The organism is Acidobacteriota bacterium (genome assembly GCA_035529075.1).
Taxonomy (GTDB): Bacteria; Zixibacteria; MSB-5A5; order GN15; family FEB-12; genus DATKXK01.
Map to the genome: position 1 here is coordinate 26,974 of DATKXK010000008.1, position 20,186 is coordinate 47,159.

The following is a 20,186-nucleotide window of genomic DNA, read 5'->3' on the forward strand; positions in this document are numbered from 1 at the left end:
ATGCGCCCGGGATCGGTCCCCGCCTGTCATCACACGGGATGTCTCGGTTTGCCGTCCGCATCGGCGGCTCCGAAACCGCTTGACAGAGCGCGGGCAATTACGCTTATTCTCAGCCAGCAGACCCCGGTGGCATCCAGGTAAGACTTCGGGAACAGGGGTCACCGTCTGCAGCAACCTTGAAGATTTCGAGCCGGTAGTGTCCCAGGACATCGCCGTCAGACAATCCAAACGGGGAACGACCGTTTTGGTGCCGTATTCCAGAGGTGACCTCCCGGGTCACCTTCTGGATTCATCCACCCACCGGTCTTTGGCGTATAGAATTCGATGAAGCAGATTGAACATGAGCATATCACTCAGCTAAGAGAGGAAGATCACATGAACTCAAAACTGCTCTATCTCGCGGCACCCTTGCTTCTGGTTCTGATGGTTGCCGGCGGCTGCAACATTTTCAGCTGGACGGACAAGGAGAGTGCTGAGTCGCTTATTGAAGAGGGCCGGGAGCATATGCGCGACGCCGAGTATGATCTTGCGGCATCCAAGTTCGCGCAGGCGCTCGAGGAGGAACCGGACAACTCGGAGGCGCGCTACTACCACGCCAAGGCGACCATCCACGCATCCGGATTCAACTCCCTTAACCTCGGCGAAACGATGTCCGAGAGCGATTTCGGCAACGATGACCTGCTTCCCTTCACCGGTTCCGGCTGGCCGGAAGGCGACGCCAGCCGGTTGTTAGGGGCGGTCACTACCGTCTACGACGATCTGAAACCCATTCACAAAGGCCAGACGACCGGGCCGTTTTCCGGTGATGACATTGACCTGGACCTGGCCGTGGCAGCGGGAATCAGGGGCATCCTGTTTTTCCGGGACACGAACGGGGACGGCAAAATCGACGCCGACGATTTCAACCTGCGCATCGAATACCGGAGCAATCACGGCTTTATGATATTGAATCTGCCCGAGTATTCCGCCGGCGCCTCGGCGTCCCCAAGACCGAACCTGAACCCGCCGGCCGGGATGATGCCGCAGGACCCGCTGCCTATCGACCCGGACCTGATAACGGCCTTCAACACCCTGGTCGACAGCGCCGCCATCATCATCGCTGAGTCCAGAGACATTATTACGGACATCCTGACGAAGGATTTTGGACTGGACCCTGCCGAAATCGATGATTTGCTCGAGGAAGTAGTCCTCACCGCCCACTGGTACAGGGTGGCCGACGGCATCGACAACGACGCTGACACCCGCATCGATGAAGAAGTCGTCGACGGCGTGGACAACGACCTCGACGGCCGGATTGACGAAGACAGCAACGGCTGGTATATATTTTAGGCCCCGGTTGGATTATAGGAGATAATGCTATGCCATGGAAACGAATTGCTGTTGCGACCTTTTTGGTCCTGGTAGTGGTTACGGGAGCTGTTTATGCCGGGTCCGCACGCAATGTGCATTTCATTGACGTGCGCGCCCTGGGAATGGGTGGCGCCGGCGTCACGACCTTCGAGGACTTCAGCGCCGTCATGTACAACCCGGCCATGCTGGCCAGGGCCAAGTTCCGACTTGACATTGTCAACGTCCAGCTCCGCCTCGGTAAAGACGTTACCGACATGCTCAAGTTCTACAGCGACAACCAGGAAGTGTTTGACAACTTCCTCGATACCACCAAGGAGGAGCAGGACAAGCTGCTCGACGGCCTCGCACCGTACGATGACAACTGGATGGGGTTCGGCGCCTACCCGCTGCTCGGCCTGACCGTCCCGAACTACGCCGTCGGTATCTACGGCGCCTCCGATGTTGAGTTCAAGGCCGACAAAGGAATCTTCGAACCGCGCATTTACATCGACGGCGTCGCCGATTTCGTGCTCACCGGCGGGGCGGCTATCAACCTGTCCAGGCTGCTCTCGCTCGGCATGATCCCCAACAACCTTTACGGGGGGGCCGCGCTTAAGATCATCAAGCGGTATGAGATACAGGAACTCAGGCTGTCGGCTTCCGACGCCGACCTGGGAACGACCCTGGACACCCTGATCGAGGACTCCAAGGCCGGTTTCGGCCTGGACATCGGGCTCCTGTACGAACTGATCCCCGGCCAGGTCGATCTCGGCGCCAAAGTGGTCGACCTGCTGGCGGATATTGACGGCGAAAAACCCCCCATGCTTGTCAACATCGGCGCCTCGTGGAGAGTCATGAAACGAATTCTCCTGGCCGCGGATTGGAACGACTTCTTTTTCCACAAAGGTGAGAACGTGTTAAACAAGCTCAACTTCGGCGGGCAGGTGGATATCGGGTCGGTGCTGGCCGCACGCGCTGGCATGGGTCAGGGATACCCGTCAATCGGGGCCGGTCTCAACCTCGGCTCCTTTGCTCTCGACGGCGCCATCTACGGCATCGAACGCGGCGACGCCCCCGGCCGCGACGGCGACTACAATTATGCCGTAAGGCTCAAACTGGGCTGGTAACGGCCGGTCCGGGTGACATAACTTCGACCATGCGGCGGGCGGAGATCAGTCTCCGCCCGCCTTTTTACGGCCCCTGACCGCCGCATCACACAGGAAAGGTTTTGCCTTCAGAGAGACAGTCACGTAGCTTTGGATGTTGCACGCACAGATCGGTCGCGTGAACACACAGGAGCGAGGTACCGCAATGGATGGGATTGGAAACGACAGGCGCGATCTTGTTCGCGCCATCTACGAACAGCACTGCTCACAGGCCAGGCACGCGGACAACCTGAGGGTGTATTTTGCGATCGTCTTTGTCTTCCTGTGCGCCGGTGCCCTGGCTGTAAACGGCGGTGCTCTCTTCAATGCCGCCAACCGGCCTCTTGTCGGTTTCCTCGCGGTCATCGCCCTGTTCGGGTTCTTCCTCTGCCTCGGGCTCGAGAGTGTCGCCAGGGGACACTTGGGCGCTGCCGAACTGATCCTGTCGAGGTATGGTTTAGAGCATTATTCAGCCGCGCAGAAGTCTGGCGCCTCGGGCAGGCTTTTCGGTCTTTCAAGACTGGTCCCGCTTCTCTTCCTTTTCTGTTTCAGTTTCCTGCTGTTCATCCTGATTCAGATCGGGCTTCACAACGTCTGGAAAAGCGCCCCCGTTCCGGTGCTGGTTTTGATCATCGGCGCCGCCTTCACGATCCGCGGCAGGGACGGCAGGACCGAACAGGTTCAGCAATCGTAACCCGGCACGATTGTGAAAGTCTGACCGCCTTCTGGATTATTGACACGCCGCCGGCGGCGTGGCGCTGATGAACAGGTAATCGATCAACGCCGTCAGGTCACCGACGTCGATGACGCCGCCCGGGTCACCGTCAACGTTCGCTTCTTCCATACAGGCCGGTGGTGTCGGGGGCGGGATGAGAAGGTAGCGGATCAGGTACGTCAGATCACCGATATCCACAGCGTCATCGTGCGAACCGTCGACGTTGCCCGCCACCCTCACACAGCAACCAGCCTGGTTGAACAGAACAGAGATCTTGTCGCCCCCATCGCTTCCAGACGCGAGATCCAGATCTCCGTCACTGTCGAGATCAGCTGCACAGATCGAGTGATTCGCAACGTATTCGCCAACCGGATAGAACGACGCCGGACCCAGTGTGCCATCCCCGTTATTCAATAGAACAGACACACTCCGGTCCCAACTATTCGGCGCGACCACATCAAGGTCACCATCGCCGTCAAGATCCCCTGCCTGGCATTGCCAGCCACTACAATCTGCGAGATAAGTCAACGGCGACCCAAAGGTCCCAGATCCGCTGTTCAAAATAACAGACACACCTGCGGCACTCACTGTGGCCAGGTCCACGTCTCCGTCACCATCGAGATCCCCCGCCAGACCCCAATACGGATAAGCCATGCTTTCAACTGGATAAACGGTATGGGGTGCAAAGGTAGCGTCGCCCTGGTTCAGCAGAACCGACACATTGCGGGAGTTCGAATTGGCCGTCGCCAGATCCACGTCACCGTCATTATCAAGATCAGCTGCCACCACGGATATCGGATGATCACCAACCGCATATTCGAACGGTCCATTGAAAACCGCACCGCCCGCGTTCAGCAGTACCGACACCGTGTTCGAATCAATGGCGCACGTCGCCAGGTCGAGATGCCCGTCGCCATTAAGATCGGCCGCTAACACGCTTGCAGGCGCATAATCCACAGTACAAGACCAGTGGAATGAGAAATCTCCACTCCCGTCGTTCAGCAACACCGCAATCTGATCGGGGTGACCACCAACCGCCAGATCGAGATCCCCATCATGGTCGAGATCGGCCGCACTCAACGACACCGGCCAAAACAGAGGTAGATAGAGCGAATCAGAAGTGAACACTCCATCGCCACGGTTCCAGAGAACCGCAATCGTCGAGAAGTTCATATTGGCGGTGACCAAATCCAGATCACCATCAGCATCAAGATCCGCCGCCAGTACTGAGTAGTGATCTCCATGGCTAGCGGCATAATCGACATAGGGGGCAAAGGTGCCGGCACCACCAGCCACCGCCACTGTGAATGACCAGATATAGGAGCGCTCCGGCGGCTCTCCTGCCAGCGACCTGATACCGGCCGTCAACACCACCGTCATCACCTCACCCACCGCAAAGCCTGCAAACGGCTCAAACAGGACTGTCCTGCTCGAACCCTCGTAGCTTAACACTCCCATATGCAATCCCGTACAGCGGCCGTGCACCACAAAGGTCGTGTCGGTCATCGTCGACTCGTCCATGTCCACATCAAAGGTCACCGAGATAGCAGTCCCGGCTGGCACGTTCAACTCGTTCTGACCCGGCGAGGTGGCCACAACCACGGGCGCCTCAGCCGAAAATGACAGATTGCCAACAGGAATCAGAAAAAGTACCAGTACGAAGTATCGCAACATAACTCCCCCGCTCGCTTAGCCCGGAGCGTCAACCCCTCTACCCATACATAATATACCAACCGCGAGATTTGTCAAGCAGCCGGTCAGGCCGCACGGACAGGTCGGCTTTTAAGTCGTTGGGATAAAACGGGCTATAAATGCCGAAGGGGGGACTCGAACCCCGGACTCGCCTTGTGGCACAAGGGCTTACACCCTGTTGTGACCATGTTGTGACCGTTTTCCCTGATCTCAGTGAGAGGCAGCCGAAAAATAAACTGTGTTCTGCATAAATAATCGTAGGTTTTTGTCGAATGAAAGGGTATAGTGTTTTGTTAGCATTCATTTGAGTTCGACCTTTATCGTAGTCTTGTCCTAATCTACAACTCTCCGCTAAAGCGTAATCTCGAACGGATCGCGCAATTACGCGCAAGATGTCATTTATCTTGAAGTACCTGATCTTTCGGATCGCAGTTCACTTCGGGATAAGCAACAATGGAGTGTAGAGTGAATATCTACATCGGAAACATGTCGTTTGACACGACAGAAGCTCAGTTACGCCAGGCCTTCGAGGGTTATGGTGAAGTCTCAACGATCAACATCATTACGGACAAGTACAGCGGCGAGCCGAGAGGCTTCGCGTTTGTCGAGATGTCTGCTAAGAGCGAGGCTATCGCTGCCATCAGCGGCCTGAACGGCCAGGATCTGAATGGACGCGCGTTGAATGTCAACGAAGCAAAGCCACGCGCCCAAGGCGGCAACCGCAGCGGTGGCAATGGCTACCGCAAGTCGTACTAACGGCGACGCAATGAGACCCGTGAGAACTCTTTCACGGGCTTGATTTTGAAGGAGACCGGCCTCTGGACGGTCTCCTTTTCATATTCTGTGGTTCTCGACACGGCTGTCAGCGTGCGAAAAGCCGAACGCCGTCTCAAGCATCAGGCAACGCCGGTACGTGGAATGCTGAGGGAGGAACAGGCCTTCTCCACCGACAAGAGATAGGCGTTGGGATCGTGGTGTATTGCTCCCTCCGGCAGCCAATCCCAAAACTCGCCGAGATCCGTGCGTATCCTCTCCACAAAGAATCCAGGGATCTCCGTTGTCTCTTGTTCGAAGAAACGCCGGAACTGCCGGTCGGAGTTCAGTTGCCGCCGTATCTGGGTAAAGTACTTGACTCGGCCATAGCGTTCTGATGAGAACCCGCGAACGACATTCAGCCACCTTGGAATTGTCTCTCCGTTTGCCAGGAACCGTCGAAATATCAGGCGGGGGGAATACGAGTACTTCGTGACATCAATGAGAAGATCATAAAACTCCAGCCACGAGTAGTTTTTCGGCTTGATGTTCATCTGGATGTTGCTGAGAAAGTGAAATGGGAACGGCAGCACCCGATTAGCTCGCTGAAATTCCAGATTCAGTGGCGCCGCCTGTCCAAACGCCGAGAGCATAGAATAGGCCGGAAAAGCCCCCGGACTAAGGTCCAGGAACCGCTTGGTGAGTTCGAACGGCGCCGATCCTTCGTCGCTGTCGAGTCCAAATATATGATTGGTTTGCACATACGGGATATGTCGCAGGATCATGTTGACATGATCGGAAACCTTTATAACCTTATCCATCCCCGTCGTCTTCCCGGTCTTTGACTTCTTGCCCATCTCAAACCACGACTCTATGCCCGGCAGCAGCGCCTTGAAACCATTGCGCTTCAGTCGCTTCACACGGGACTCCGAAAGCAGAGACAGCGTAGATTCGGCAATGAAATCGATACGACCCGGTGGTACCGCTTCCTCAATGGCATCCATGCAAAGATCGAAGCGGACCCCGAAGTTAGGGTCGTGCCACGCCACCCGGGGGCGCTTCAACCTGCCCAGCAGAAAACGCAGGTCTTCTTTCATCGCATCAGGATCCAATGGCTGATAGGGCACAGTGGAATCGATACAGAAGTCACAGGAATACGGACAACCCAGGCTGCTCAAGAGGGGCACTATCTTAATGAAAGGCGCCTTGCTGATACTCTGCTCTATGAATTTCCAGCGCTCGCTCACGCCCGGCAGCCGGGTCGGATGATGATCGGCTGAAAGGTGCAAACCAACGGGTCGGTGGCGGGCGCAATCCCCCAGGACATCCAGAATCATGGCTTTATCTGTGAACCCGAGCACATAGTCAAAGTACTTCTGAGCGTCCTGCGGGTAGCAACGGGCATGCGGTCCGCCAATGGCAGTGACCGCACCTCGCGATCGGAACAAGTTACTGAGGGCGTAGGACAGCAAAGCCGCTTCGGTGAATGAACTGACAAAAACGAGGTCAACCTTGCCCGGCAGTTCCTCGACCAGATTCTCCCGACCCGTATATGTGACCAACGTGACTTCATGGCCCTGTTCTTCGCACCACGTGGCAATGACCTGAGGCATGATACTGACGAAGTTCGCACCCATGACACGCATCCACATGGTCCGCGTCGGGGCTTTGGCAATGAGATCGATAATACCGATGGAGAGCTTTCTCACATTACTTGGCTCCTACGTTGACTACTACTGGCACGACCATGTGGACCACGCCACGGTCGCAAGATGCTTCTGCAATTAAAACCACCTTAACTTAACCGAGGAGATGCCCTAGAGTCAGCCTGCAGTTCCGACTGAATCGATCGACGACGCCCACAGGACCCGAGATGCCCAATGCCGAACTACGGGGACTGAGTGATTGTACTTGCATCGCCAACCCATCTATCCATAGAAAATACACCCGCTGTAAGGTTTGTCAAGGAGCCGGTTGGGCCGCAGGGACGAATCAGCGTTAAGTCGTTGCGATAAAACAGGCTATAAATGCCGAAGGGGGGACTCGAACCCCCACTCCCTTGCGAGAACTGCGCCCTGAACGCAGCGCGTCTACCAGTTTCACCACTTCGGCATCTCAATGACGTTATCTAAGATAATCGGTTTGGCTGCACGGGCAAGCAGATTTTCACGGTTGGTCCAAAGTCATGGCGGCGGAGTTGCGGCGGCCGGATTCACCGGATCGCAGTCAGAGCGTATCGGCCGCGCTGCGGCCGTCAAAAGCTTCTCCGAGCCGGTTTTCACCGCGGAAAAAGCCGGTCGAGAAAGTGAACTCATCACCCAATCGAGGTACCGCACGGACACACAAGGCGCTCTCCAGCTTCTTCCACGTGGAGGTGGGTCGCTCCGGCCAGAAATCGCGGTTGCTCCTCTGACCGCCTTCAAACAGGTGCAGGAACACCCGATACGTCGTCGCCACGTCCTCCCGGGCGAGGAAATTCATCACGAAGTACGTCGAGTCGCCGACGCTGGTATAGACGCACGAGCGCAACTCTATCTGCTTCTGGTAGGCGTGAGCACCGCCCGGTATGGGGACCTCGTGCCAACCGGCCCGGTCGACGTTCACATACCCGCCCAGCAGGCGCTGCCCGACCGAATCAAGAAACGGCGTGACTGCCCTCACCCGGGCCAGAAACAGCAGACTGTCGGCGACACTCATGCCGGTGAAGTTGTATTGCCTGTCCGCCGGCGGCCCGCCCGGATCGACAACTTCATAGAGGTTCATCCCGGGCCGGTTGACAAACAGGGCGGTGTCGGACACGACCATCGTATCGTACTGAAGGTACCTTGTGGTAAAGCGGTCGGGATAATTGCTCCAGTTGATCTGGACCAGGAACAGGGAATCCTTCCTGCGAGGCATGTAGTAGTTAACAGGATCAAAAATATTATGCCTCAGCACAGTGTGGAAGATATACGGGTCGCTGAACCCCTGGAGGATGCCCAGCAGTTCGTAGCGCTGCGCGAACCGCGCGGCCGGATGAGAATACAGCTCACTGGTGGCGATAAAGGTGTAGACCGGGTAAAACGAGGTGAACTCGTAATGGCCCGTCAGGAAGACCGTCCCGGCCCGTGCAGCCATTTCAGACGCATCAGTGCCCCACGTCGGCACGACCGATTCCCTGGCTACACGAACCATCTTCTCGTTTCCCAACCCATTGATATTGTGGAGGAATACAAGCAACACCAGCGACAGCAGCACGGGCACCACGATGCGGGCTTTTGAGAAGAGCCGTGCGCGTCGAATCACGCCGGCCGCGGCCAGGCCGACAAACGGCCCCCAGAGAAGGTGGACGAAGTCCTTGGCCTTGATGAGATTGACGGGCAGGGTGAGGGCTCCAAGGACAGATCCTACAAGCAGGAAAAACACAACCGAACCCAGCAGGAGCAGAAGCCCGCGCCAAAGAGGCGCGGTGTACCGTCGCAATGCATAGACAATCGCTCCCAGAAACAGCAGGCCGGGCACTGAAAACTCCATGTATTTCACGATCACGCCGGTACAGCCGAGATGGTGCCAGCCGCCCCGCGAACGATCTATCCCGTACTGCGCTATGGACACGACCACCGGAAGCCAGTACGGCATAGAGAGGATTGCGGCTACGACCAGGACGCCGAGAGCCGACTTCCATCTGAATCCGCGCCCGCCGTTCACGTACTTCCAGAATGGACCCAGCACAAGCCGGGCAAGCAGCAGGAAACCGCCGATGAAGAACGGATAGAAGTAAGTCGAGAAGATGACCGCGCCGATTATCCCCCCCGTGAGATAGAATTGCCACGATGTCCTGGTGTTTTTCACCCGCTCGATATAGAACAGCCACCAGGGGATAAACAAACTGTTGGCCAGAAACGCATGCGGCACCGACTGGACATAGGGAATGCCGAACGAACAGACAAGAAAGTTGCCGAGCGTGATCAGAAACGCCTGGAGAGGGCCGACCAGCTTGCGCCAGAACCAATAGAGAAGAAACGGGCCGACGAAGTAGATCAGCATACTGCCGATCTTGAGCATCTTGTAGGCCTCGACCGAGAAGAGACGCGCGTACAGGGACAGCAGGTAATAGTAGACGGGCGGATAGAAAACCGGCAGGCTCTTATAGTAGTAGTCACCGGGTATGATAAACCGCACGAACTTGACAATCATGGCGTGCCGGAACAATTGATCCCCGAGGAAGCCGTACAGGTTGTATGGCGTACCGGCATACATGAGAGCCATTTCGATAACGCCGTACACTGACAAGCAGCCAAGAAGGATCAGGACCCTGGCCCGCCAGCGCAACCGGGCCACCCAGACGGCAATGACAGCCGCAAAGAACATCACCGCCCAGGCATCCATCCAGATCAGGTCGTAAATCAAGCCGTTTTCGGTGAACCGCCTGGCCGGAAACGAACGAGCAAAGAGAAAGACCGCGAAGACGGCAAACAGCACCAGAATGCCGGCAGCCGGCAGGAGTGATCTTGTTCGCGCTGAGAGTTTCATCTGAGTGCACGCCTCTATGACCAGCTATAATAACCCGTCTCAGCGCACGGAGTCAAACCAAAACTTCCGCCGAATGGCGGCAACGGCGTGGATAATGTTGACATGGGGGCCCGCCGTGTATATCCTTGTGCATCTCAGCAACCGGGATTGACACATCCTCTGCACCTGCCTTACACAGGTCGCAGGAGACGACGGGTGCATGAGCTTCGTCGGGTGACGGACCGATCCGTGCCCGATGAAAACCGGGCGGGGGCGCCTGACCGGCAGGAAGGGACTGAGAACAATGTGGCGTTTCGATCCTGAAGAGTCCAGGCACTTTTTTCTTCTCTATTGCGCAGGTCTGGCCGTCACGCTGGTTGTCCTTTTCTGGAAATTTATCATCTCGGACCGGATGCTGTTTGGCAATGACATCCTGAGTTACGGCATATTCCACAGAACACTGCTGAGGGACTACTTCGTGGCGCACGGGGGCATACCGCCGTGGAATCCCTACATCCTCTGCGGTCTGCCCTTTGTCGACGCCATCCACGGCGGCGCGCTTTACCCGCTCACGATTATCGACTTCTGCGGCAACATGTTCCGCATGATCGGGTACAATTTCATACTTCATTATTTCCTCGCCGGCGTTTTCACGTACCTTGCCGCCCGCCAACTCCGCCTGTCCAAACTGGGAGCGGCCATGGCCGGACTATCGTACGCCCTTGCTCCCTGCCTGATAAGCTGGGTTGCGGCCGGTCACGATGGCAAGCTGTATTCGGCCGCCTTTTTTCCCCTCGTGGTGCTGTTTCTTGACCGTTTGTTCGAGCGTCGGCGCATCCTGGACGCCGCCATGCTCGGGCTGGTGTATGGTATCATCATCCTTACCCCGCACCTTCAGATGGCTTATTATGTCCTCTGGTTCATCGTCATCTACTCGGTCTATAAACTGGTTGGATTGTACCTCCGGTCGCGGTCGATTCGGGCGTCGGCGGCCGGCACGGCACTGGTGGTGGCAGCCGTGGCCCTGGGGCTATGCGTCTCCGCGGTCCAGTTTCTGCCCAGCTACACCTACATCCCGAACCACACACCCCGCGCCACGTCGTCCAAAGGATACAAGTACGCCAGCCTGTTCTCGCTGCGCGCCGAGGAGGCGTTTTCGCAAATCGTACCCGAATTCTGCGGCCTTGACGATAGAAACGGTCCCCGCCGCTACTGGGGCAAGGCCGCGTTCAAGGACAACTCCGAGAGCGTCGGGACGGTGACCCTGTTTGTCGCCCTGCTTGCCTTTCTCACCAGGGGCCGCAGGCGCAAGTACTTCTGGGGAGGACTGGCAGTGGCGACGTTCCTGTATGCGATGGGGCCCGCCACTCCCCTGCTGAGACTGGTGATAGCAGTTGTCCCGTATGCGGACGCCATGGAAGCCCCCTCGACAAGCGCCTTCATCTTCGTCTTCAGTGTCGCCGTGCTGTCAGGTTTGGCAGTACAATCCGTCCGCGAAGGGCGCTCACCCGAGCGCCGCCGCATCGGCAGGGCCTTCCCGATAGTCCTCTGGGGTGTACCCGTGATCCTCCTGGCGGCAACGGTGCTCTTCAGCCTGTTCGGCGAAGACATGCTCATGGGCTACAGCAAGGTTTTCCATCCCTCCATCATCCCGACCGACGAGGCAACGCCGGCGAAATGGTCGAAGGCCGTCGCCAACCTGCCGAATCTCAAACACGGCCTGTGGCTGGCGACATTCTTCGTGGGGCTGGGCGCTCTGCTCATCCATGCTTCGCTGAAGGGCAGCCGTCTGAAACACCTCCTCTGGCTCATACCCGTTGTCGTCATCGTTGCCGATAGCAGTTTCGACCGACGATTCATTCGCCTTTTTAACCAGGACAGGTTTTCTGTTGGTCTGCCGCTCGCGGAGATCATCGCCGATCAGGATGTCTGGGGGCGCACGACCGGGTTCGGCAGTTGTCACCATGCCTTCCAACTGGGTTACTATGGAATCGAAAGTCACATCGGCGTTCATGGGAAGGAACCCGTCTGGTACCACGGTTTCATTGGTGAATACAGCGGCTGGAACTACTTTCATCCACGGGTGATTAACCTCACCGGAACACGCTATATCGTCTGTCGAGCCTCTGATATCCTGCCGCCAGACACGATGGGGCCTGTTCCGCTTGACACGATAGGCAGGTTCGAAAGGTACGTAGTGCTTGAAAACAGGAACGCCTTTCCTCTGGCCTATCTGGTCAGCCGGTACGAAGTGATGCCCACCAGGAAGCACGTCTACCATGAAGTTATCCTGGGACAGGAGAATCTTCGCGAAATCGTGTACCTCGAAGAGGAACCGGAGCTGGCCGTGTCACCGCAGCCGGACGACACCTCGTGGGCACGGGTCACGCACCGGGGGATTGATTCCGTCGAAGTCAGCGTAAGTTGCACCACCAACAAACTGCTGGTTCTCACCGATACGTATTACGACGCCTGGCACGCGTTTGTCGACGGCGTCGAGCGCAGGATCTACATGGCCTACGGCGCCTTTCGGGCCGTAGAAGTGCCCGCCGGCAGCCGAAAGGTGGTCTTCACGTACTACTCGTCCATGTACGAACTCGGCAAGGCGCTGACCCTGGCCGGTTTGCTGATTGTCCTTGCCGTCCTGGTCCTGAATGGCCTTCAGTCGCTCCGGCGCAAAGCCCGGCCGGGCCACAGTCTCTGAACGCTCCGGTCAAAAGGGGAATAAAAAAAAGCCGCTCCGGCTGGAGCGGCGTGCTGTCATTTATCAATAAGGGGTCAGTTCAGGTACGCCCGAAGCGACCGGCTTCGGGAAGCGTGTCTGAGACGGCGGATCGCCTTCTCCTTGATCTGGCGGACGCGCTCCCGGGTGAGCGAGAACCGGGCTCCGATCTCCTCAAGCGTGAGCGCCTTCTCATGATTCAGCCCGAAATACAGATTGATCACCTCCGCCTCGCGCGGGGTCAGCGTATCCAGGGCTTTTTCGATTTCGACGCGAAGTGAACTGTCCAGGAGCGCTTCGTACGGTGACGGCTGGAATTCATCCTCAAGGATATCGATCAGCGAATTGTCCTCGGACTGCGTGAACGGTGCGTCGAGCGACAGGTGCGAATTCGATATCTTGAGAGTGTCCGATACCTCACCCTCCGATAACTCCAGTTCCTTGGCGATTTCAACCGGCGACGGCAGCCTTCCCAGATTCTGCTCCAGGCGACTGGCCACCTTGCCGATTTTGTGCAGCGTCCCGACCCGGTTGAGCGGGAGGCGGACAATCCGGCTCTGTTCGGCCAGCGCCTGAAGAATCGCCTGACGAATCCACCAGACCGCGTAACTGATGAACTTGAACCCCCGGGTCTCATCGAACCGTTTGGCCGCTTTGATCAGCCCGATGTTTCCTTCGTTGATCAAATCGGCGAGCGACAGACCCTGGTTCTGATATTGTTTCGCTACCGAGACGACGAAGCGCAGATTGGCCTTTGTCAGTTTCTCCAGAGCTCTCTTATCGCCCTGCTTTATCCTTCGTGCCAGGCGCACTTCCTCTTCCGCGTTGATGAGCGGTGTCTCTCCAATCTCGCGAAGATACAGATCGAGCGAGCGATCCTCATCACGATATTTCAGAGACTGTTTGGCCACGTCTCTCTCTCAGCTCCTGTTTCGCAAAAGGTTGCCAGTAGCTACTGCCGGTCCGGGGAAGCCACGCCTCACAAAACGCCAAGGCCGGCCTTATATTCACTAAAGCCGGCAAATCTTGCGCGCAATTGTCCCGTCCGGTTCCTGTACGATAAACGCAATCTTATTCTTAGAGTTCCCGATAGCTTCGGCTATCCGCCTGATGTCAGCGACCGATGAGACCGGCTCATTGTTGGCCTCCATGATAACCGTGCCCTCGGCGATGGAGGCGCGGTCGGCCGCCGTGCCCGCGTATACGCGAGCGACGTACACACCGTTGACGTGCCTGGCGCCTATATCCCGGGCCAGCTCGGGCGTGAACGTAACCAACTCCATCCCCAGCCAGCTTGCGTAGAAGACCTCCTGAGGTTGCTGACTCTCGCGCAGGGCCGTCAGTGAGGCATCGCGGTCGGCGATCGCGGCGGTCAGGTCGAGTGGCTCACCGTCACGGATAATCTTCACCGGCACGATCTCGCCGCGCTCCACGGTCGATACGAGCACCGAAAACTGGCTGGTATTGAGTACGTCCTGGTCGTTGAAGCTCACCACGACGTCTCCGCGACGGATACCGGCACGCTCGGCAGGTGAATTGGAAAAGACCGAGTCGATATGCACCCCGCGCACGGCCGGAAGACCCTGCCGCTTGGCTTCCCGCTCGGTCACGTCGGAAAGCTGCACTCCCAGCCAGCCGCGCTCCACTTCACCGGTCGCGATCAGGTCAGGCACGATTGCCTTGGCCATGTCGATCGGGATGGCGAAGCCGATTCCCACTGAAGAACCGGTCGGACTGGATATGGCCGCGTTGATCCCGATGCACTCACCTTTGAGGTTCAGAAGCGGACCGCCGGAGTTGCCGGGGTTTATCGAGGCATCAGTCTGTATATAGTCCTGGTATGCGGGAGAGCCCTCACCAAACCGGAGGTTGCTCCTACCCTTGGCCGAAATCACGCCCACCGTGACCGAGCGGTCAAGCCCCTGCTGGGGAAACGGGTTGCCGATAGCGATGGCCCAGTCTCCCACCTTGATCTTCTCGGAGCTACCCAGCGGAATAACGGTTATCTCTTCCTCCGGATCCACCTTCACGACGGCTATGTCCGTCTGGGGATCGGAGCCGACCAGTTCGGCCGGATACTCGTAGCCGGCGGATGTCCGCACCGTTAACTCAAGGGCGTTCGCCACGACGTGAGCATTCGTCAGAATGTAACCATCCTCACGAAAGAAGAACCCGGAACCAAGCGAGGTCGAATACAGTCCGCCCTGGAACCACCACGGCAGCTCCTGGCTGCGCGTTCGGGCCGAGATGTTCACCACCGCATCGGTCGCTTGTTCCACGACCGCTACGAACGGAGACTCCATCTCGCCGCCCCGGTCGACCACCGGGAAGGCACTGGTTTGGGCCATGCTCGCCGGCGCATCCGCGACGGAACGCGGCGAGAAATCGAGATTGGATGCTACGAGAATCCCAATCAGGGTAAAGGCCAGTGCCACCAGGACGAGCGTTACTGCCCCGTGCCCCCTTCGGTTCTTACCCTTGGGGAAGAAAATAGACTCCGCCAAGCTACCTTTCTACCTCCAATCGGCCAAGCTAATTAATATACTAACCACTCTCCAGCCGGTCAAGCGATATTTGATCACTGCCCGGCCTCTTGTCTTTCTCCCACCCAAAGACTTAAACGAACAAATCCCTCCCGATGATGCAAATTTCTTGCCCCACACCCTTCAGCCGGACGGCCAACTGCCGGCCTGAACCGCACTTCAGGCCGAACATCGCTCTTGCCGCCGCGGTCGGGCAGGTTCGGCCACCTGCTGCCGACCGCCGGGATCACTTTATATTCTTGTAGGCCATTGACTTTTGGCCCCGGCCGCAATACCTTTGGCCCTGAAATGGCGTCGCTATCCGTTGCAAGAGAGGCAATTGCGGAAGTGGGGCGCCGGCTGAGCGACCGGGGTTTGCTGGCAGGGACCCAGGGCAATATCTCCGTCCGCCTGGATTCCGAGCGGATTGTCGTAACGCCCGGCGGCGTATCCAAGGGCCGCCTCTCACCGCGAGACATGATCACCGTCAACCTGACGACCGGAGCCAAGCTTCAGGGACCGGGCCGGGCCTCATCGGAGTTGCCGATGCATCTGTTTGTGTACAGAAACCGACCTGACATTCTCGCCTGCGTTCACGCTCACCCGCCGTATGCCACCGCCTTCGCGGTCGCAGGTGTTCAATTGGCCGAGGATTTCCTGCCCGAGGTCGTTCTGTCTGTCGGCAGGGTTCCCCTGACCGACTATGCTCCCCCCGGCACCCAGGCCGTCCCGCAAGCCCTCGCACCGTTCATAGCGGACTGTAACGCCTTCCTGCTTCGCAACCACGGCCTGCTGACAATCGGCCGGACTCTCGAAGAAGCGTACAACCGACATGAGACGGTCGAGCACTGCGCTCGCATCGCGCATCTGTCGTCGCAAATAGGAGACCCTCACGGCATTCCGGCCGACGACTACGAGCGGCTCAGCAAAATCCGCCGCGAGGGAGAAAAGACGCAAGATAACTGATACCGAGTCATCGATGGCAATCAAAAGGATTTTGATCGACAAGGCCAATCGGCTCTACCAGATGCCGCCGCACATTCTTGCCTTCGTGCAATCCGAGAAGAAGCGCAAACTGATCAAGCGGCCTGAACTGATTGACCTGGCGTCCTTCACCTGGCCGGTCCCTTATGAATCCGACTCGATCCCTGATCCTGACGATCTCCGACCGGCTTCCCGGGAACGCCTGAATAATCTCAAAGAGGAACTGGCCGCCTGGATGACTTCGTGCCACCGGGTACGCCTCTCCCCTGAGCCCGAAATCTTCATCGGGGGATCGGTCACCTGGCTGACGCACTGCCTGGCGCAGGCCTACATCAATTACGGCGATATCGCCTTCGTGCCCGACCCGGCCGTACCGCTGTATCGTCAGGCCGTCACGGCCTCGGGCGGCGAGCCGATTGGCTATACCATGGCCGAGGCCGGCGGCTGGCTTCCCTCCTTTGACCGGGTTCAGACGCACCTGGGCCGGGTCGCCCGCCTCCTATTTCTCAATTCACCACACAACCCGACGGGCGCCGTCCTTGGCGAGAAAGAGCTGGCGGATCTGGTCTGGATTGCGGCGCGAGAGAATATCCCTGTCATCAATGACGCCGCTTACCAGGGCATCTCCGATCGCGTTCCCACGTCACTCCTGGCCGTCGACGGCGGCAAGAAGGTGGGAGTCGAGGTGTACTCCTTTGCCTATCGCTTCGGCCTGCCCCCCATTCCGTTCGGGTTCGCCGCCGGAAACCGGGAGATCATTCGAGGTCTGAAGGCCGCAGCCGGCCTGGTGCCGCCGCACATTCCGGATTATTACGTCACCTGGGCGCTCAGGGCGATTCGCCAGTTCCCCTCGGGCAGCCTGAAAACCTGCCGCAGTGAACTTCACCGGGCACTGGCTGATTCCGCCAAGCTCCTTGACCAGCTATCCCTCGAAGGATGTGGTTTTGACACTGTCCCGTTCATTTGGACGCGAGTTGAGCGCCGGAGCAGCGCCGTCACGGCGGCACGAATCCTTTACCGACGCTATCGCATCCTCGCCGCACCCGGCACCGGCTTTGGCGAGAACGGTCAGGGATACCTTCGCTTCTCCCTGACTGCCGGCCGCAAGGCATACCTTGACGCCGCTGCCCGCGTAAGGCGAAGAACAAAACTGCTGCATCCCCGGGAGCCTGAGCTATGAAGGATCTGCTGCGCCTGTGCGGGCTTTCCTTTTACGGCTATCACGGCGTCAGCACAGCCGAAAAGGAGACGGGACGCGTCTTCGAGGTCGACTGCGAGCTGGAAATGGACCTGGCCGAAGCCGGGCATTCCGACCGGCTGGCCGACACCGTCGATTACGGTCGCGTCTATGGCCTGATACGAGACACTGTGGAAGGAAAAGCATACTCCCTCATGGAGACATTGGCCGGAGAACTGGCGGCGAAGTTGCTTGACAGCTTCCCCGTATACCGAGTAACTTTGAAGGTCCGCAAGTTGCACCCGCCGCTTGCCGGACAGGTCAGGTACATTGAAGTGGAGGTTACGCGACACCAGGGAGATACGGCCAAGCTGACCGGGTGGGATGCCTCGGAGCCGTAAGGAATCACCATGGCAGAAACCGTTTACATTCTTCTGGGATCCAACGTCGGCGATCGCGAAAAATGTCTCCGGACAGCGCTTAAGCGCCTGGAGTCGCTTGAAGGTATGGAGGTCGTCGCCGTCTCGGCCGTGTACGTCTCTCCCGCCGAGGATATGGAGGAGGGCACCCCGGCCTTTCTCAATCAGGTGATCAAAGGCGAATACAGTTACTCGCCGTACGAACTGCTGCGCGCCGTGGAGAAGATCGAGCACGACCTCGGGCGAACCGAAAAGGGAGAAAACCTTCCGCGGACCATCGACCTGGACATCCTGCTGTTCGGTGAGCAGTTGATCGACTCGGAATCATTGTGTATACCTTACCTGCAACTGCTCAGCCGCGCGTTTGCCATGGTTCCGCTGCTGGAGATCGACCCCCACCTGCGGCATCCGGCCAGCAAGCGGCCGATCGCCGAATTCCTCACCGACGAGGATCGCCGCAAAGTCATGCTGTACAAGGACCATGTCGCCCGAAACGTTTGAGCCCAACTACATCGCGGTCGAAGGCGTCATCGGGGCGGGCAAGACGTCGTTCGCCCGCATGCTGGCCGAACGGGTCAACGCCGAACTGATTAACGAGGAAGTATTCGAGAACCCGTTCCTTGTCGACTTCTACAGGAACCGAAAGCGATACGCGCTCCCCTGCCAGTTGTACTTTCTTATCTCCCGCTTTCACCAGCAGCAGCAGTTGACGGTGCGGGACCTGTTCGCCCAGCGCGTTGTCTCCGACTACCTTTTTGCCAAGGACGCCATCTTCGCGTCCGTAAACCTGTCCGAACGGGAACTGATTCTCTACAACAAGATTGCCCCGGCTCTGCTTCAGGACATTCCGCGCCCCGACCTGGTCATCTATCTCCAGGCCGGCACGCCCGTCCTGCTCGAACGCGTGCGCAAACGCAACGCACCGTTCGAGAGAACGATCGATCTCGAGTACCTTGAGATGCTCAATAACGCGTACGATTATTTCTTTTTCCACTATGCCGAAACGCCCCTGCTGGTCGTCAAGACGGATGAGATCGACTTCGTAAACACGCCGGAACATTTTGACGACCTCATCGACCAGATACGCAAACCGATCTCCGGAAAGAAGTACTACGTTCCGGCCGGGGATTTCGCACCACGGTGACCGCCAATGTCAGTTGTCAAAAAGACGAAGAAGATAACCGTTCACACGTTCGCGGACAAAAAGGCCCGGGGCAAGAAGATCGCCGTCCTGACGGCTTATGATTGCATCACGGCCCGCCTGCTTGACCAGGCCGGTATCGACTCGATCCTGGTCGGCGATTCGGCCGGCAACGTCATTCACGGCTTTCGCTCCACCCTTCCCGTCACCATGGACATCATGGTCGCCCACACCGCCGCCGTGGCCCGCGGCACTGAAACGGCCCTTGTCGTTGCCGATATGCCCTTCCTATCGTATCAACCGTCGGAGGAAACGGCCATCCGCAACGCCGGCCGTTTTCTCAAGGAGGGAGGGGCGGAGGCGGTCAAGATGGAGGGCGGTCTGGAGATGGTGCCGACGGTTCGACGGCTCGTGGAATGCGGCATTCCCGTCATGGGACACATCGGCATGACGCCGCAGTCGATTCACCGCCTGGGCGGACCCAGGGTACAGGGACGCGGCGAGGAATCACGCGCCTACCTGCTTGAGTCGGCGCTGGCCCTGGAAGAGGCCGGCTGCTTTTCGATGGTGCTCGAACTGATCGAAAAAACCACGGCCGCCCGGATCACAGCCGAATTGAAGACCGCCGCCACCATCGGTATCGGCGCCGGACCGGACTGCGACGGTCAGGTGCTGGTGATAAACGACATCCTCGGCCTCCGCGAACCCGGATTCAAACCGAAGTTCCTGCGCGAGTATGCGGACCTGTCCACCGCCATCACCGACGCCGTGGAACGCTATATCAGCGACGTCGAAAGCGGCGGCTACCCGGGTGACGATGAATCGTACAGTGACAACTAGCTCCGCTGACTGACCGGCCGCGGCGATCCCTCGCCCGCACACGCCGACATTATACACGCACCGGATGAACAAATCGAAAGGGCCGCCCGTGGGGGCGGCCCTTGAAGTCAAGGCGAAAGCAGAACACTCAGGCTCTGCTCTTTCTATCCTTTACGGACAAGCGTTCAGTGGCGGAGCCGGCTTGGTAATGAACAGGTAGTCAATCAGCGCCGTCAGGTCGCCAATGTCGATGACTCCCTCCGTATCACCGTCAATG

The 20,186-nt window shown here is 58.1% G+C and carries 16 protein-coding genes and 1 tRNA gene; 11 read left to right on the forward strand and 6 right to left on the reverse strand.

The window, feature by feature from the left end:
- The first annotated feature begins 324 nt into the window (after nucleotides 1-324).
- From VMY05_02425 to VMY05_02435, 3 genes are all read left to right on the forward strand, one after another.
- A complete protein-coding gene (locus VMY05_02425; protein ID HUV29936.1) occupies nucleotides 325-1,329 on the forward strand; it encodes a hypothetical protein in 1,005 nt (334 codons plus the stop codon).
- A gap of 29 nt (nucleotides 1,330-1,358) precedes the next feature.
- A complete protein-coding gene (locus tag VMY05_02430; GenBank protein HUV29937.1) occupies nucleotides 1,359-2,456 on the forward strand; it encodes a hypothetical protein in 1,098 nt (365 codons plus the stop codon).
- A gap of 184 nt (nucleotides 2,457-2,640) precedes the next feature.
- Nucleotides 2,641-3,168: a hypothetical protein gene (locus VMY05_02435; GenBank protein ID HUV29938.1), complete on the forward strand. Its 528-nt coding sequence runs from the start codon at nucleotides 2,641-2,643 to the stop codon at nucleotides 3,166-3,168.
- A gap of 36 nt (nucleotides 3,169-3,204) precedes the next feature.
- Here the strand turns inward: VMY05_02435 and VMY05_02440 are convergent, their stop codons facing one another.
- Nucleotides 3,205-4,860 (reverse strand): FG-GAP-like repeat-containing protein, encoded by a 1,656-nt coding sequence (locus VMY05_02440; protein ID HUV29939.1) that lies wholly within the window; start codon nucleotides 4,858-4,860, stop codon nucleotides 3,205-3,207.
- Nucleotides 4,861-5,346: 486 nt separating this feature from the next.
- Between VMY05_02440 and VMY05_02445 the strand changes: the two genes are divergently transcribed.
- Nucleotides 5,347-5,637, forward strand: coding sequence for an RNA-binding protein (locus VMY05_02445; protein HUV29940.1), 291 nt, complete (start codon nucleotides 5,347-5,349; stop codon nucleotides 5,635-5,637).
- 140 nt (nucleotides 5,638-5,777) lie between these two features.
- On the opposite strand, the gene VMY05_02450 is transcribed toward VMY05_02445, so the two are convergent.
- The 3 genes from VMY05_02450 to VMY05_02460 form a co-directional block, all read right to left on the reverse strand.
- Nucleotides 5,778-7,343, reverse strand: a complete 1,566-nt coding sequence (locus VMY05_02450) for a radical SAM protein (protein HUV29941.1) — start codon at nucleotides 7,341-7,343, stop codon at nucleotides 5,778-5,780.
- A gap of 319 nt (nucleotides 7,344-7,662) precedes the next feature.
- Nucleotides 7,663-7,746, reverse strand: a tRNA-Leu gene (locus tag VMY05_02455).
- Between the two features lie 114 nt (nucleotides 7,747-7,860).
- Nucleotides 7,861-10,146 carry a hypothetical protein gene (locus VMY05_02460; protein ID HUV29942.1) on the reverse strand — a complete coding sequence of 762 codons (2,286 nt, stop codon included), beginning with the start codon at nucleotides 10,144-10,146 and terminating at the stop codon, nucleotides 7,861-7,863.
- A gap of 235 nt (nucleotides 10,147-10,381) precedes the next feature.
- On the opposite strand from VMY05_02460, the gene VMY05_02465 reads away from it, so the two are divergent.
- Nucleotides 10,382-12,829 carry a hypothetical protein gene (locus tag VMY05_02465; protein HUV29943.1) on the forward strand — a complete coding sequence of 816 codons (2,448 nt, stop codon included), beginning with the start codon at nucleotides 10,382-10,384 and terminating at the stop codon, nucleotides 12,827-12,829.
- A 74-nt stretch (nucleotides 12,830-12,903) separates the two neighbouring features.
- Here VMY05_02465 and VMY05_02470 read toward each other — a convergent pair whose 3' ends face one another.
- Both VMY05_02470 and VMY05_02475 read right to left on the reverse strand, forming a co-directional pair.
- A complete protein-coding gene (locus tag VMY05_02470) occupies nucleotides 12,904-13,758 on the reverse strand; it encodes a sigma-70 family RNA polymerase sigma factor (protein HUV29944.1) in 855 nt (284 codons plus the stop codon).
- Between the two features lie 99 nt (nucleotides 13,759-13,857).
- Nucleotides 13,858-15,351, reverse strand: coding sequence for a trypsin-like peptidase domain-containing protein (locus VMY05_02475; GenBank protein ID HUV29945.1), 1,494 nt, complete (start codon nucleotides 15,349-15,351; stop codon nucleotides 13,858-13,860).
- 327 nt (nucleotides 15,352-15,678) lie between these two features.
- Between VMY05_02475 and VMY05_02480 the strand changes: the two genes are divergently transcribed.
- From VMY05_02480 to panB, 6 genes are read left to right on the forward strand one after another with little or no spacing between them, the layout of a single operon-like run.
- A complete protein-coding gene (locus VMY05_02480) occupies nucleotides 15,679-16,335 on the forward strand; it encodes a class II aldolase/adducin family protein (GenBank protein HUV29946.1) in 657 nt (218 codons plus the stop codon).
- Between the two features lie 13 nt (nucleotides 16,336-16,348).
- Entirely contained in the window at nucleotides 16,349-17,533 is a 1,185-nt protein-coding gene (locus VMY05_02485; GenBank protein ID HUV29947.1) for a pyridoxal phosphate-dependent aminotransferase, read from the forward strand.
- Nucleotides 17,530-17,931: a dihydroneopterin aldolase gene (gene folB / locus VMY05_02490; protein HUV29948.1), complete on the forward strand. Its 402-nt coding sequence runs from the start codon at nucleotides 17,530-17,532 to the stop codon at nucleotides 17,929-17,931. Before VMY05_02485 ends, folB begins: the two co-directional genes overlap by 4 nt.
- Nucleotides 17,932-17,940: 9 nt before the next feature.
- On the forward strand, nucleotides 17,941-18,450 hold the full coding sequence (folK, locus tag VMY05_02495) for a 2-amino-4-hydroxy-6-hydroxymethyldihydropteridine diphosphokinase (GenBank protein ID HUV29949.1): 510 nt from the start codon (nucleotides 17,941-17,943) through the stop codon (nucleotides 18,448-18,450).
- Nucleotides 18,431-19,093: a deoxynucleoside kinase gene (locus tag VMY05_02500; protein ID HUV29950.1), complete on the forward strand. Its 663-nt coding sequence runs from the start codon at nucleotides 18,431-18,433 to the stop codon at nucleotides 19,091-19,093. Before folK ends, VMY05_02500 begins: the two co-directional genes overlap by 20 nt.
- A 6-nt stretch (nucleotides 19,094-19,099) precedes the next feature.
- A complete protein-coding gene (panB, locus tag VMY05_02505) occupies nucleotides 19,100-19,930 on the forward strand; it encodes a 3-methyl-2-oxobutanoate hydroxymethyltransferase (protein HUV29951.1) in 831 nt (276 codons plus the stop codon).
- The last annotated feature ends 256 nt before the right edge of the window (nucleotides 19,931-20,186 follow it).